The 13,059-nt window shown below is 72.6% G+C and carries 13 protein-coding genes; 9 read left to right on the plus strand and 4 right to left on the minus strand.

From position 1 onward, the window contains the following. Together ASF35_RS02370 and ASF35_RS02375 are read left to right on the plus strand one after the other, a co-directional pair. Positions 1–2,133: an NADPH-dependent 2,4-dienoyl-CoA reductase gene (locus tag ASF35_RS02370; RefSeq protein ID WP_082495333.1), complete on the plus strand. Its 2,133-nt coding sequence runs from the start codon at positions 1–3 to the stop codon at positions 2,131–2,133. A gap of 27 nt (positions 2,134–2,160) precedes the next feature. Continuing rightward, complete coding sequence (locus ASF35_RS02375) at positions 2,161–3,189, plus strand: NADP-dependent oxidoreductase (RefSeq protein WP_055962252.1); 1,029 nt, start codon at positions 2,161–2,163, stop codon at positions 3,187–3,189. 3 nt (positions 3,190–3,192) lie between these two features. On the opposite strand, the gene ASF35_RS02380 is transcribed toward ASF35_RS02375, so the two are convergent. Further along, positions 3,193–4,137: a lipid kinase gene (locus tag ASF35_RS02380; RefSeq protein ID WP_055962254.1), complete on the minus strand. Its 945-nt coding sequence runs from the start codon at positions 4,135–4,137 to the stop codon at positions 3,193–3,195. 149 nt (positions 4,138–4,286) lie between these two features. On the opposite strand from ASF35_RS02380, the gene ASF35_RS02385 reads away from it, so the two are divergent. Continuing rightward, the gene (locus tag ASF35_RS02385) at positions 4,287–4,544 is read left to right on the plus strand and encodes a GlsB/YeaQ/YmgE family stress response membrane protein (RefSeq protein WP_055962257.1); all 258 of its coding nucleotides are present in this window, start codon (positions 4,287–4,289) and stop codon (positions 4,542–4,544) included. A gap of 66 nt (positions 4,545–4,610) precedes the next feature. Here ASF35_RS02385 and ASF35_RS18280 read toward each other — a convergent pair whose 3' ends face one another. Continuing rightward, positions 4,611–4,766, minus strand: coding sequence for a DUF6131 family protein (locus ASF35_RS18280; RefSeq protein WP_164468785.1), 156 nt, complete (start codon positions 4,764–4,766; stop codon positions 4,611–4,613). Between the two features lie 114 nt (positions 4,767–4,880). On the opposite strand from ASF35_RS18280, the gene ASF35_RS02390 reads away from it, so the two are divergent. Genes ASF35_RS02390 through ASF35_RS02400 form a run of 3 tightly spaced genes read left to right on the plus strand, consistent with a single transcriptional unit; the run spans position 4,881 to position 6,868 of the window. After that, on the plus strand, positions 4,881–5,405 hold the full coding sequence (locus ASF35_RS02390; protein WP_055962261.1) for a DUF1697 domain-containing protein: 525 nt from the start codon (positions 4,881–4,883) through the stop codon (positions 5,403–5,405). A 9-nt stretch (positions 5,406–5,414) separates the two neighbouring features. Next, positions 5,415–6,254 carry a PhzF family phenazine biosynthesis protein gene (locus ASF35_RS02395; RefSeq protein WP_055962264.1) on the plus strand — a complete coding sequence of 280 codons (840 nt, stop codon included), beginning with the start codon at positions 5,415–5,417 and terminating at the stop codon, positions 6,252–6,254. Further along, the gene (locus tag ASF35_RS02400) at positions 6,251–6,868 is read left to right on the plus strand and encodes a Pr6Pr family membrane protein (RefSeq protein ID WP_055962267.1); all 618 of its coding nucleotides are present in this window, start codon (positions 6,251–6,253) and stop codon (positions 6,866–6,868) included. The genes ASF35_RS02395 and ASF35_RS02400 overlap by 4 nt, the downstream gene beginning before the upstream one ends. On the opposite strand, the gene ASF35_RS02405 is transcribed toward ASF35_RS02400, so the two are convergent. Next, on the minus strand, positions 6,844–7,455 hold the full coding sequence (locus ASF35_RS02405) for a TetR/AcrR family transcriptional regulator (protein ID WP_055962270.1): 612 nt from the start codon (positions 7,453–7,455) through the stop codon (positions 6,844–6,846). The genes ASF35_RS02400 and ASF35_RS02405 overlap by 25 nt on opposite strands. Positions 7,456–7,559: 104 nt before the next feature. On the opposite strand from ASF35_RS02405, the gene ASF35_RS02410 reads away from it, so the two are divergent. From ASF35_RS02410 to ASF35_RS02420, 3 genes are read left to right on the plus strand one after another with little or no spacing between them, the layout of a single operon-like run. Continuing rightward, positions 7,560–10,499, plus strand: a complete 2,940-nt coding sequence (locus ASF35_RS02410; RefSeq protein ID WP_200931713.1) for a crotonase/enoyl-CoA hydratase family protein — start codon at positions 7,560–7,562, stop codon at positions 10,497–10,499. A 27-nt stretch (positions 10,500–10,526) separates the two neighbouring features. Then, on the plus strand, positions 10,527–11,354 hold the full coding sequence (locus ASF35_RS02415) for an NAD-dependent protein deacetylase (protein WP_055962272.1): 828 nt from the start codon (positions 10,527–10,529) through the stop codon (positions 11,352–11,354). A 19-nt stretch (positions 11,355–11,373) separates the two neighbouring features. Further along, a complete protein-coding gene (locus ASF35_RS02420) occupies positions 11,374–12,012 on the plus strand; it encodes a DUF4389 domain-containing protein (protein ID WP_055962275.1) in 639 nt (212 codons plus the stop codon). A 42-nt stretch (positions 12,013–12,054) separates the two neighbouring features. Here ASF35_RS02420 and ASF35_RS02425 read toward each other — a convergent pair whose 3' ends face one another. Further along, positions 12,055–13,059, minus strand: coding sequence for a class I mannose-6-phosphate isomerase (locus tag ASF35_RS02425; protein ID WP_055962278.1), 1,005 nt, complete (start codon positions 13,057–13,059; stop codon positions 12,055–12,057).

Genomic DNA, 13,059 nt, shown 5'->3' on the forward strand with positions numbered 1-13,059 from the left:
ATGAGCACCCCGACCCAGCCCCCGTCGTCGCAGCCCAGCCCGTTCACCCAGCCCGACCACCAGGACTACCCGCACCTGCTGAGCCCGCTCGACCTGGGCCACACGACGCTGCGCAACCGCGTGATCATGGGCTCGATCCACAGCAAGCTCGAGGACCGGCGCAAGGACCTGCCGAAGCTCGCCGCCTACTTCGCCGAGCGCGCGAAGGGTGGCGTGGCGCTGTCGGTCACGGGCGGCTTCTCGCCCAACCGCACAGGCTGGCTGCTGCCGTTCGGCGGCACCATGAACAACGGCTCGTTCGCCGACGCCCACCGCGTGGTCACCGACGCCGTGCACGAGCACGACGGCAAGATCGCGATGCAGATCCTGCACGCCGGTCGTTACGGCTACCACCCGCTGGTCAAGAGCGCGTCGCGTCGCAAGTCGCCCATCAGCCCCTTCCGGCCGCGTGCGTTCTCGGCCAAGGAGATCGACCGCACCGCCACCGACTTCGCCAAGGCGGCGGCGCTGGCCCAGCGCGGTGGGTACGACGGCGTCGAGATCATGGGCTCCGAGGGCTACCTGATCAACCAGATGATCACCGCCCGCACGAACACCCGCGACGACGCGTGGGGCGGCACGGCCGAGAAGCGCATGCGGTTCCCCGTCGAGATCGTGCGGCGCACCCGCGAGCTGGTCGGCGACGACTTCATCATCATGTACCGCCAGAGCCTGCTGGACCTCGTCGACGACGCCCAGTCGTGGGACGAGACGGTCGAGCTGGCGCTCAAGGTCCAGGAGGCCGGCGTCTCGATCATCAACACCGGCATCGGCTGGCACGAGGCCCGCGTGCCCACCATCGTCACGTCGGTGCCGCGCGCGGCCTTCGCGCCGCTCACCGGGCGGCTGCGCGAGGCCCTGGCCGAGAACGGCGCCGCCGTGCCGGTCGTCGCCTCGAACCGCATCAACACCCCCGAGGTCGCCGAGCAGGTGCTCGCGTCCGGCCAGGCCGACCTGGTCTCCATGGCCCGTCCGCTGCTCGCCGACCCCGACTTCGTGGCGAAGGCCGCCGAGCGCCGCAGCGACGAGATCATCACCTGCATCGCCTGCAACCAGGCCTGCCTGGACCACACGTTCAAGAACCAGCGCGCCACCTGCATGCTCAACCCGCGGGCCGGGCACGAGACCGAGCTGGTGCTGCTGCCCACGCGCGCGGCCAAGCGCGTGGCCGTCGTCGGTGCGGGTCCGGCCGGGCTCGCCGCCGCCGTCGAGCTGGCGGGTCGCGGCCACGCCGTGGAGCTGTTCGAGTCCGACGCGACGATCGGCGGGCAGTTCAAGCTCGCCGCGCGCATCCCCGGCAAGGAGGAGTTCGTCGAGACCCTCCGCTACTACACGCGCATGCTCGAGGTCCGCGGCGTGACCGTGCACCTCGGGCGTCGGGCCGACCTGGACGACCTGACCGGCGGGGGTTCCGGGCCACGGGCGGAGGAGGGCAGAGCGTTCGACGAGGTCGTCCTCGCCACGGGCGTCGAGCCTCGGATACCCACGATCCCGGGGATCGAGCACCCGAGCGTCCTGCGCTACGACGAGGTCGTGAACGGTGCACCCGTCGGCGACACGGTGGCCGTGCTCGGCGCCGGCGGCATCGGCTTCGACGTGTCGGAGTTCCTGCTGCACGACGTGCACGAGTCGCTCGAGCACTGGATGCAGCGCTGGGGCGTGACCGACCCCGCCCTGGAGCGCGGCGGACTCACGACCAAGGTGCAGGCGCCGCCGCGCCGGCAGGTGTACCTGCTGCAGCGCAAGCACTCCGCGCACGGCAAGGGCCTGGCCAAGACCACCGGCTGGGTGCACCGCCAGACCCTGAAGGACTCCGGGGTCGAGTTCGTGGGTGGCGTCACCTACGACCGCATCGACGACGACGGCCTGCACGTGACCGTCCGTCGTGACGAGAAGGACGAGACCGGGGAGGCGCTCTTGCTCCGGGTGGACACCATCGTGGTGTGCACCGGTCAGGAGTCCGTGCGCGACCTCGTCGAGCCGCTCGAGGCCGCCGGCGTGACCACGCACGTGATCGGCGGCGCCGACGTCGCCGCCGAGCTGGACGCCAAGCGCGCCATCAAGCAGGCGACCGAGCTCGCTGCGCGCATCTGAACCATCCACATCGAGGGAGAACACATCATGGAGACCACCCAGATCCGCCTCGCGGCCTACCCCGTCGGCGAGCCGAAGGACAGCGACTTCGAGACCGTCACGGTCGACCTGCCCGAGCTGCAGGGGGGCCAGGTGCTGCTGCGCTCGGTGTACCTGTCGCTCGACCCGTACATGCGCGGCCGGATGAGCCAGGCGAAGTCGTACGCCGCCTCGCTCGCGCTCGGCGACGTCGTGCTCGGCGGGACCGTGTGCGAGGTCGTGGAGTCCCGCGCGGAGAACCGGAAGGTCGGTGACCTGGTGCTCGCGTTCATCGGCTGGCAGACGCACGCCGTCGTCGACGCGCGTCAGATGAAGGGCCTGGACCCGTCGGTCGCGCCCGTCTCGACCGCTCTGGGTGTGCTGGGCATGCCGGGCTTCACGGCCTACGCGGGACTGCTCGAGATCGGCAAGCCGAAGGAGGGCGAGACGGTCGTCGTCGCGGCGGCCGCCGGCCCGGTCGGCTCGGCCGTCGGCCAGATCGCCCGACTCAAGGGCGCCCGGTCCGTCGGCATCGCCGGCGACGAGGAGAAGGTGCGGCTGCTGCGTGAGCACTTCGGCTTCGACGTCGCGCTCGACCACCGCTCGCCGACGTTCGCCGACGACCTCGAGGCCGCCACGCCCGACGGGGTGGACGTGTACTTCGAGAACGTCGCCGGGCCGGTCGGCGAGGCGGTGCTGCGCCGCACCAACACCTACGCGCGCGTGCCGGTGTGCGGGCTCGTGGCCAACTACAACGCCACGTCGGCCCCGGAGTCGTCGCTGAGCTTCCCCGGGTTCATGAACCTCGTGCTGTCGCGCAGCCTCACCGTCCGCGGCTTCATCCAGGACGAGTTCACGCAGAGCCACGGCGCCGACTTCGCCCGCGAGATGGGCCAGTGGGTCTCCGAGGGCAAGGTGGCCTACCTCGAGGACGTCGTGGACGGACTCGACAACGCGGTGGACGCCTTCCGTGGTCTGCTCACCGGCCGCAACGTCGGCAAGCTGCTGGTCAAGGTCGGGGACGACCCGACCCTCTGACCCTCAGGCCGCGTCGTCGAGGCGGGCGGCGCGGCTTCCCCGGGGAACCGCCACGCGCACCGCGTTGCGCTCCACGGTGAACTCCGCCGGCGTGGTCGCGAGCAGCTCGCCGTCGAGGTTGATCGGCATCGGATCGTCGGTGACCACCCGCACGCGGCGGGTCGTCAGGTGGTGCACGCGCTCGTGCTCGACGAACCGGCCACTCCTCAGCAGCCGCGCGATCGAGACGTGGTCGGCGAGGCGCCCCCTCTCGATCGCGTACACGTCGAGCAGGTGGTCGTCGAGCGAGGCGTTCGGCGCCACCGTGTTCCCGCCGCCGTAGTGCCGGCCGTTGCCGACGGCGACCTGCAGCAGGTCGTCGAGCTCGAGCGACTCGTGGCCGTCGAGCTCGAGCCGGGCCGAGAAGCCCCGGTGCCCACGGAACGCCGCGAGGGTCGCGACCGGGTAGGCCGCCGGTCCGAGCCGACGCTTGAGACCCGGCGTGAGCCGCTCGGTGACCGCGACCGAGAGCCCCAGGGACGCGACGTTGACGAAGGCGTGGCCGTTCACGCGTCCCAGGTCGACGTCGACGACCTCGCCGGTGAGGACGGCGCGGACCGCCGCCTCGACGTCGACGGGGATCTCGAGCGTGCGGGCGAAGTCGTTGGCCGTGCCGAGCGGCAGCACCACGAGCACGGTGCTCGTGCCGGCGACCCGCGCCGCCGCGCACGAGACCGTGCCGTCGCCACCGCCGACGACGAGCACGTCGGGGGCGTCGGCCATGACGCGGTCGAGGGTGGCGACGAGCTCGGCGCCCGAGTGCACCGCATGGCTGCGCAAGGAGGCGGGGGGATGCTCCAGCACCAGACGCTCGGCACGGTCGAGGGCGAGCGCGCCCTGCCGTGCGTTGGTGTTGACGACGAGGGCCACGGTGGATTCGGGTCGGTCGATCAGGGTACGGACGTCCATGACCACGACGCTAGGAACGCCTGATGAGGAGTGCGTGAGGGGACGATGTGGACCCCCTCAGAATTATCTCGAGGTGCGATCTCGTCAGGAATCCCTAGCGTTGATCGTCGGACGTGATCCGTCCGTACCCAACCGAAAGGACCCCCATCATGGGCCTCATCTGGCTTCTCATCATCGGTCTCGTCGCCGGCCTCCTGGCCCGCGCCATCGTCCCCGGCAAGGACTCGATGGGCATCCTCGCCACCATCGTGCTCGGCGTCGTCGGCTCGTTCGTCGGTGGCCTCATCGGCGCGCTGTTCTCGTCCGACCGCAGTGTCACGGACCTCTCCACGAGCGGTCTCATCCTGTCGATCGTCGGCGCCATCGTCGCCCTGCTGATCTACCGCCAGGTGCGCGCTCGCGCCTGAGCGTCACCCGCACACGACGACGCCCCCGCACCGTTCGGTGCGGGGGCGTCGTCGTGCTCGTCGGGCCTAGAACCAATGGTTCCGGCCGCCGACCGCGCGGCCCGTGGCGCCGAGGATCCAGAGGATCACACCGACGACCAGCAGGATGCCGCCGATCGTGTACAGGATCGAGATGTCCAGGACTGCGCCCAGGATCAGCAGGATGACTCCGAGGATGATCATGCGGTTCCCTCCCTCTACCCTGACGTATTTCGTCGTGGGGCGCCCTTCAACGTACGGGTTTCGCGGCGATCCGCATCTTGGCGCGATCAGGACGACCGTCGACATACTGGGTCCATGACACGGATCCACCTGCTGCGAGCGGTCAACGTCGGCGGCGCGAAGCTGCCCATGGCCGAGCTGCGGGACCTCGCGTCCGGCCTCGGCGCGGCCGACGTGAGCACCTACATCGCGTCCGGCAACCTGCTCTGCACGCCCCCGGGCGACCCGGCCACCTTCGACCGCGCCCTCGAGCAGGCGGTGCAGGAGAGGTTCGGGTTCTTCCGCGAGGTCATCTCCCGCGACGTCGACGAGCTTCGCGCGGCGCTGCAGGCCCACCCGTTCGAGGTGGTGGAGGCGAAGTTCTCGCACGTCTACTTCCTCCTCGCCGAACCCGCTCCCGACGCGGTCCAGGCCTTCGAGAGCACGGACTGGGGTGGCGACGAGGTGCGTGTGATCGGCCGCGACCTGCACATCCGCTACTCCGACGGCGTGGCCGGCACGAGGCTCACCCCGGCCCGCATCGCGAAGCTGCTCGGGCACCACGGCACGGGCCGCAACCTGCTCACCGTCGCGAAGCTGGTCGAGCTCGCGGACGCCTAGGGTTCGAGCATGCTCCCCTTCTCGCAGGTCGACGTCTTCACCGACACCCTCGGGCTCGGCAACCCGGTCGCCGTCGTGCACGACGCCGACGGCCTCGACGAGGACGCGATGGCCGCGTTCGCCCGGTGGACCAACCTGAGCGAGACCACCTTCCTGCTCACCCCCACCGTCCCGGACGCCGACTACCGGCTGCGGATCTTCACCCCCGGCGGTGAGCTCCCGTTCGCCGGTCATCCCACGCTCGGCTCGGCCCGCGCCTGGCTCGAGGCCGGCGGGCAGCCGCGGTCAGGCGACCGGCTCGTGCAGGAGTGCGGCGTCGGTCTGGTGGCCGTGCGCCAGGACGACGACCTGCTGGCCTTCGCTGCTCCGGAACGCATGCGCTCCGGTCCCGTCGATCCCGCCGAGGTCGAGGCCGTCACGTCGGCGCTCGGCCTGCACGCCCACGACGTGGTCACGGCTCACTGGTGCGACAACGGCCCTGGCTGGATGGGGCTGCTGCTGCGTGACGCGGCCACGGTTCTCGCCGTCGACGGCGACCGGGCCCACCTGCTCGGGGCGAGCGGCGCCCACGACAAGGTCGGTCTCGTCGGCCTGCACCCCGACGGCGACGTGGCGCTGGAGGTCCGTGCCTTCTTCCCCGGCGGGGTGGGCGAGGACCCGGTCACCGGGAGCCTCAACGCCGCGGTCGCCCAGTGGCTCGTCGCCGAGGGGACGCTGCCCGACCGCTACGTGGCCGCCCAGGGCACCGCACTCGGTCGACGCGGCCGCGTGCACGTGGAGCGCGACGGGGACACGACGTGGGTCGGCGGACGCACCGTCGTCGGGATCCGTGGGACCGTGGCGCTGTGACCCGACTCTGGCACGCCACCACCGCGGTCCTCGGCCTCGTCGCCCTGGTCGGCCAGACGATCCTGACGGCGGACGAGGGTCGCAGCCTGGTGAACCTGTTCAGCTACTTCACCATCGAGTCGAACATCCTGGTCGTCGTCACGTGCACGCTGCTCGCGATACGGCCCGACCGGGGCGGTCGCGCCTTCGGCATGCTGAGGCTGGCGAGCCTGACGGGCATCACCGTCACCGGCATCGTCTACGCGACGGTGCTGGCCGGCAACGTCGACATGACGGGCGTGGAGTGGTGGCTCGACAAGATCTTCCACTACGTCGTCCCGATCCCCACGGTCGTGGGCTTCCTCGCGCTGCGGCCCCGCACCCGCCTCGACTGGTCGGCGCTGGGTGGACTGGCGTTCCCGGTGCTGTGGCTCACCTACACGCTCGTCCGCGCGCAGGTGGCCGAGCCGACGTTCCTGCTCACGCCCACCCAGACCGCGCCGGTGCCCTACGGCTTCCTCGACGCAGCGGAGTCCAGCGCGGGGGCCGTCGCCGTCGTGTGCGTCGTGCTGACGGCGGTGTTCGTGGCGCTGGGATCGGCGGCGATCGCCTACAGCCGGCGCACGTCCGACTGATCGGAGGTCGCCAGCTCGCGCAGCGCGACCTTCCAGGCGTCGACGACGTCGGAGGTACCTGCCCGCGGACTCAGGATCCCGGCGAGGTGCGCACCGGTGAGCAGGTCGATCGTGAACTGCACCAGCATCGGGCTCCGGGGGTGGTCGGCGCCGACCAGACGCGTGACGCCCCGGTGGACCGTCCGGTAGATGCGTTCCTGCAGCGGCAGCAGCGCGGCACGCAGGTCGTCGTCGGTGCGAGCGGCCACCCACAGCTCCAGCGCGACGGCGAAGGCCGGCGACTGCAGCTCGCGCCACACCAGGTCGACCACGTCGTCCCAGCTGGCGGGGGCGGGGTCGTCGTCGCGAGCGGTGGTGAGCAGCTCGAGCCGCCGCTCGACGACGTCCTCCACGACGGCGCCCATGAGCGCACTGCGGGTCGGGAAGTGGTGCAGCAGCGTGCCGCGCGCGACACCGGCCTGCTGCTGCACGTGACCGACCGTGGTCGCGCCGTACCCGCCCTTGAGCAGGCAGGTGAAGGCTGCCTCGAGCAGGCGCTCGCGCGTGGCGACGGACCGCTCCTGCTGAGGGCGCCGGGACGTCGACATGGCCGCGACCCTACCCGGCAGCGTGGGGCGGGCGCCTTGCGCGCGAGGGGGCGACCAGCGATGATCGACGAAACAGTCTGGTCGGACGGGATCAAGGAGTGACCATGGCATCGAGGTCCCGTGGGACGCGATGGATCGAAGGCGCACGCACGGTCGCGCCGGTCCTCGCGAGCACCGCGAAGGTGATGGCGACCGACCTGGTCGCGCGCGTGCGGCCGGCGTCGGCCCCACCGGCACCGACGGTCGACGTTCCCGCGCCCGCCGGCGCCCAGGGCTACGCGCGGCACGTGCACGCCCAGCGCGACGTGGCCGCCCCACCCGCCGACGTGGTCGCGCTCGCCACCGACCTCGACCGCGCCCACGAGTGGCTCACCCTCCACCTCAGCTGGCGCGGCGACCGACCGGACCGGATGGTCGAGGGCACGGAGTTCATGCAGCAAATCTCGCTCATGGACATCCCGGCGCAGGCGCGCTGGCAGGTCGAGCGCGCCGACGCCGACGGCTTCGCCCTGCGCGGCACGGGCCCGATGGGCATCACCGTGGGGCTGTGGTGCACGGTCGTGGCGCACCACGGCGGCTCGGCCGTCCGGCTCGACGGAGCACTCGACGGACCGCCGGTGCGGGGGCCGGTGGGCCTCACCGCCGTGCGCAGCGTCGAGACCGCGCTGGCCACGTCGCTCGACGCGCTCGCCGGACTGCTGACCGGCAGCGGCGGGCCCGCACGCATCCCCGACGAGCCCGTGCTGCACGAGACGAGCGGGCGGCTGCTCGACCCGACGACGCCGGTCCTCGTCGGCGTCGGCCAGGTCGTGGTCCGCGCGCCGGACCTGGCCGACCCGATCGAACCGGCCTCCATGGCGGCACAGGCACTGCGCGCCGCGGCCGAGGACAGCGGCATCGGCCCCGACCTGCTCGCCCGGGCCGACCTGGTCCACGCCGTGCCGAGCGCCTCCTGGACCTACCCCGACCAGGCCGGGCTCGTGGCCGGACTCGTGGGTGCCGACGACGCCGGCACCGTCCAGACCTCGCCCTACGGCGGCGACGGTGGACAGCTCGCGCTGAACGACGCAGCCCACGAGGTGGCCGAAGGTCGCGCGCACGTCGTGCTGGTGAGCGGTGCCGAGGCCGGCGCCACGGTCGCCGCCCTGCAGGCGCAGGGCCGGGAGCCGGACTGGACCCGTCAGCCGGCCGACGCCGCACCGGACCGGGTCATCGGCACCGACCGTCCCGCGAACAACGAGGCCGAGACGAGCGTCGGCCTCGGGGCCCCGATCTACGCCTACGCCTTGCTGGAGTCGGCGCTGCGTGGTGCCGCCGGGACCGACGAGGCCGCGCACCGCGCCCGGATCGCCGACCTGTGGGCCCGGCACAGCGCCGTGGCCGTCGACAACCCCTACGCGTGGGACCGGACCGAGCGCACCGCCGACGAGATCGCGACCGCGACCCCGGACAACCGAGCGGTCAGCGACCCGTACACGAAGCTGATGTGCGCGAACCTGCAGGTCGACCTCGCCGCAGGGGTCGTCGTCACGAGCGTCGCGGCCGCGCACGCCCTCGGCATCGCCCAGGAGAGGTGGGTCTTCCTGCATGCCGGCGCCAGCGCCACGGACGAGTGGTTCGTCTCCGAACGTGCCGACCTGGCCTCGTCGCCGGCCATCGCGGCCGCAGGCGCTGCCGTGCTCGACCACACCGGCATCACCGCCGACGACCTCGGACCGGTCGACCTGTACTCGTGCTTCCCCGCGGCGGTGCAGCTGGGCGCGCAGGCGCTCGGCCTGCCGTGGGACGACCCGGCGCGTCCGCTCAGCGTCACCGGCGGACTGACGTCGGCGGGCGGGCCGGGCAACGGCTACGGACTGCACGCGGTGGCGTCCCTCGTGCCGCTGCTCCGCGAGCAGCCCGACGCGTACGGCCTGTCGAGCTCGCTCGGCTGGTACGCCACCAAGCACGCCCTGGGCGTCTACTCCGCCCGGCCCCCGGAGCGACGGTTCGCGCACCTGCGCCCGGCGTTCGACCGACCGGCACCCCGGCCTGCCCTCACCGACCTCGACGGGGACGCGGTCGTCGAGGCGGTGACGGTCCTGCGTGACCGCGACGGCAGCGCGGAAGCCGCCATCGTCGCGGCACTCACGGCCGACGGCGCTCGGGTGCTGCTGCGTCGCGAGAGCGCCGACGACGTCGCGCTGCTCACCTCGGCCGATCCCCTGCGTCGCACCCTCCGGATCGAGGAGGACCGGCTCGTGCTGGTCGGCGACCGGCAGCCGCTGCCCGGCCCGCCGCCGGCACCCGTGCGCACCGCGCGCGACGGCGACGACGTCTGGGTGGTCACGCTCGACCGCCCTCGGGTGCGCAACGCGATCGACCGGCTCACCGCCCAGCTCCTGGAGCGTGCCGTCGACGACGCCGAGGCCGACGACACGATCCGTTCCATCGTGCTCACCGGCGCAGGAGGCACGTTCTGCGCGGGCATGGACCTGGCCGGGGCGAGCCGGGGCGAGGTCCCCGTGACGGACCGGCGCGGTCCGCTGGGGCTCACCGCCGAACCACCGACGAAGCCGACGGTCGCCGCCGTGGAGGGTGCCGCCCTGGCGGGCGGGTTCGAGCTGGCCCTGTGCGCCGACCTCGTGGTCGCGGCCGACGACGCCACCTTCGGCCTGCCCGAGGTGAAGCGGGGGCTGCTCGCGGCCGCGGGCGGGCTGTGGCGCGTGTCGACCCGGCTGCCCCGCGCCGTCGCGCTCGAGCTGGCCCTGGTCGGGGACGCGCTTCCGGCCGCCCGACTGGCCGAGGTCGGGCTCGTCAACGCCGTCGTCCCGTCCGGCCAGGCGCTGGAGCACGCCCTCGACCTCGCGCACCGGATCGCCGCCAACGCCCCGCTCTCGGTCGCCGTGGGCAAGCGGATGGTCGACGCGGCACCCGGGTGGTCGCCCGACGAAGGCTTCGCGCGCCAGAGCGAGCTGGCCAGCCCCGTGCTGCTGTCCGACGACGCCCGCGAAGGGGTGGCGGCGTTCGCGCAGAAGCGACCGCCCGTGTGGACCGGGCGCTGACGCCGGACCGGACGTAGGCTCGACGGCGTGGACGTCGGCACGGATCGCGGTGGGGTGGAGCAGGCCGCCCGGATCGTGTCCGCAGGGCGCCTGCTGGTCCTGACCGGGGCCGGCGTGTCCACCGACTCCGGCATCCCCGACTACCGGGGGCCGGGCCGTCTCTCGACGCCCACGCCGATGACCATCCAGCAGCTGCGCTCGGGCCCCGAGGCGATGCAGCGGTACTGGGCGCGGGCGCACCTCGGGTGGTCACGGATGGGGCACGCGGAGCCGAACGCGACCCACCACACCCTCGTGGAGTGGGAGCGCGAGGGTCGGCTGGTCGGTCTCGTCACGCAGAACGTCGACGGCCTGCACGAGCGCGCCGGGCACCAGGACGTCGTGGACCTGCACGGTCGGGTGGACCGGGTGCTCTGCATGGACTGTGGCGACGTCACCCCGCGCGAGGAGGTGCAGCGGCGGCACGAGGAGCTCAACCCCGGCTGGAGCGACCAGACCGTCGTGCACGGACCCGACGGCGACGTGCAGCTCGACGACACGTCCGGCTTCGTCGTCGCCCCGTGCCTCGTGTGCGGTGGCCGGCTGCGACCCGACGTCGTGTTCTTCGGCGGCAGCGTGCCCAAACCGGTGGTCGAGCACTGCTTCGACCTCGTGGCGCAGGCGTCGGCCGTGCTGGTGCTGGGCTCGAGCCTGCACGTGATGAGCGGGCTGCGCTTCGTGCGACGTGCCGCGGCCCTCGGCACCCCCGTGGTGGTCGTGAACCGCGGGCCCACGCGCGGCGACCCGCTCGCGACCGTGAAGATCGACGCCGGATGTGCCGAGACGCTCGGCGATCTGGCGATAGCCTTCGCGTGAACCGAGAGAAGGATCCAGCATGAGCGTGCAGCCGCCCCCTCCCCCGACCACACCGCCGACGTCGCCGGCGCCCGGCGGCTACCCGGTCACGATCACCTTCGACCTGCCGGATCGCGTGGCACGCTGGCGTCCCCTCGTGCAGTGGATCCTGGCGATCCCGCACTTCGTGGTGCTGTGGGTCATCGGCATCGCTGCGAGCCTGGCCGTGATCGCCGCGTGGTTCTGCGGTGTGATCCTCGGACGGGTTCCGCGTGCCCTGCTCGACCTCATCGCGATGTACCTGCGCTACTCGGCGAGCGTCAGCGCCTACGCAGGATTCCTGCACGGGACGTACCCGAAGTTCGCGATCGACGCGTCGACCGCCGACCCCGGCACCGACCCGCACGTGCACATCGACGTGGTGCCCCAGGTCGAGGGACGGAGCCGCCTGACGATCTTCTTCCGCATCCTGATGCTGATCCCTCAGATGTTCGTGCTGTACTTCGTCACCATCGCGGCGGCCGTGGTGCACGTCATCGGCTTCTTCGCGGTCATCGTCCTCGGCCGCTGGCCCGAGGGAATGCGTGACTTCGTCGTCGGGTGGCTGCGCTGGAACCAGCGCGTCTCGGCCTACGCCTACCTGCTGACCGACGACTACCCGCCGTTCAGCCTGCGCTGAGACGACGGGCTCGCCGGCGGCGGAAGCGGTGACGCCTCGCGGTCAGGCCGTGCCAGGACGCGCCACCAGCACGCGGGCCGAGCCGGTCACGTGCCAGTCGCCGGCCGCGGCGGGCACGGCGTAGGTCTGGCCCCTGGCGATCGCCAGGTCACCCCCGGCGCAGCGGAGCGTCCCCGATCCGTCGAGCACCACGAGGGCGGCGAAGCCGGCCGGAACGACCGCACCGTCGACGGCGAGGTCGAGGCGGAAGAACGGGTCGGCCTCCGTCGGCAGCAGCGACGTGAGCGGGTCCGCGGCGGCGTCGAGGTCGCGGTGCACCGACAGCTCGGCCAGCCTCTCGGTCGACGTCGCGGCGTGCTCGAGGGCCTGCATGGCCAGGTCGAAGCCGAGCCCCAGGTGCGACTCGTCGCGGGTGGACGTCGTGATCGACCACTCCAGCAGGATCGAGAAGTCGGTCGGCTCCTGCGCCTCGGCCACGAACACGCCCTCGCCGATGGCGTGCGGCGTGCCGGCCGGCACCAGGATCCCGTCGCCGCGGCGCACCTCGATGCGGTGCATGTGCCGCAGCATCCACGCGCCGTCCTGCTCGTCGCGGGCGCGGACCACGTCGCGTGGGTCCACGTCGTCGACCCAGCCCAGGTGGACGGCGGCACCGGGCTCGGCGTCGAGCACCAGCCACGCCTCGGTCTTGCCGTACGGGCAGTCGAGGTGCCGGGCGGCGAAGGAACGGTCCGGGTGCACGTGCACGGGCAGCCGCTGTCCGGCGTCGAGCAGCTTGAGCAACAGGCCGACGTCGCCGGGCCACGCGCCGACGCCTCCCGTCCACGTCTGCGGGTCGGCGACCACGAGGTCGCGCAGCAGCGTGCCGTCCTGCGTGGACGACAGGCCGAGGCGTGTGTCGCCCTCGCGGGAGACCGTGGCGGCGATCCACTCCTCGGGCTGGTGGTCCGACGTCGTCGTGATGCCGCGCAGCGCCGCGATCCGACCACCACCTCGGTAGAAGTGGTCGATCAGGTTGGGGCGCAGCGCCACCGGCAGCGGGCTCAC

It is taken from the genome of Aeromicrobium sp. Leaf291, assembly GCF_001423365.1.
Lineage (GTDB): Bacteria > Actinomycetota > Actinomycetes > Propionibacteriales > Nocardioidaceae > Aeromicrobium.

Coding starts and splice junctions, on each gene's coding strand:
- ASF35_RS02370 (WP_082495333.1), top strand. CDS start 1: ATGAGCACCCCGACCCAGCCCCCGTCGTCGCAGCCCAGCCCGTTCACC.
- ASF35_RS02375 (WP_055962252.1), top strand. CDS start 2,161: ATGGAGACCACCCAGATCCGCCTCGCGGCCTACCCCGTCGGCGAGCCG.
- ASF35_RS02380 (WP_055962254.1), bottom strand. CDS start 4,137: ATGGACGTCCGTACCCTGATCGACCGACCCGAATCCACCGTGGCCCTC.
- ASF35_RS02385 (WP_055962257.1), top strand. CDS start 4,287: ATGGGCCTCATCTGGCTTCTCATCATCGGTCTCGTCGCCGGCCTCCTG.
- ASF35_RS18280 (WP_164468785.1), bottom strand. CDS start 4,766: ATGATCATCCTCGGAGTCATCCTGCTGATCCTGGGCGCAGTCCTGGAC.
- ASF35_RS02390 (WP_055962261.1), top strand. CDS start 4,881: ATGACACGGATCCACCTGCTGCGAGCGGTCAACGTCGGCGGCGCGAAG.
- ASF35_RS02395 (WP_055962264.1), top strand. CDS start 5,415: ATGCTCCCCTTCTCGCAGGTCGACGTCTTCACCGACACCCTCGGGCTC.
- ASF35_RS02405 (WP_055962270.1), bottom strand. CDS start 7,455: ATGTCGACGTCCCGGCGCCCTCAGCAGGAGCGGTCCGTCGCCACGCGC.
- ASF35_RS02410 (WP_200931713.1), top strand. CDS start 7,560: ATGGCATCGAGGTCCCGTGGGACGCGATGGATCGAAGGCGCACGCACG.
- ASF35_RS02420 (WP_055962275.1), top strand. CDS start 11,374: ATGAGCGTGCAGCCGCCCCCTCCCCCGACCACACCGCCGACGTCGCCG.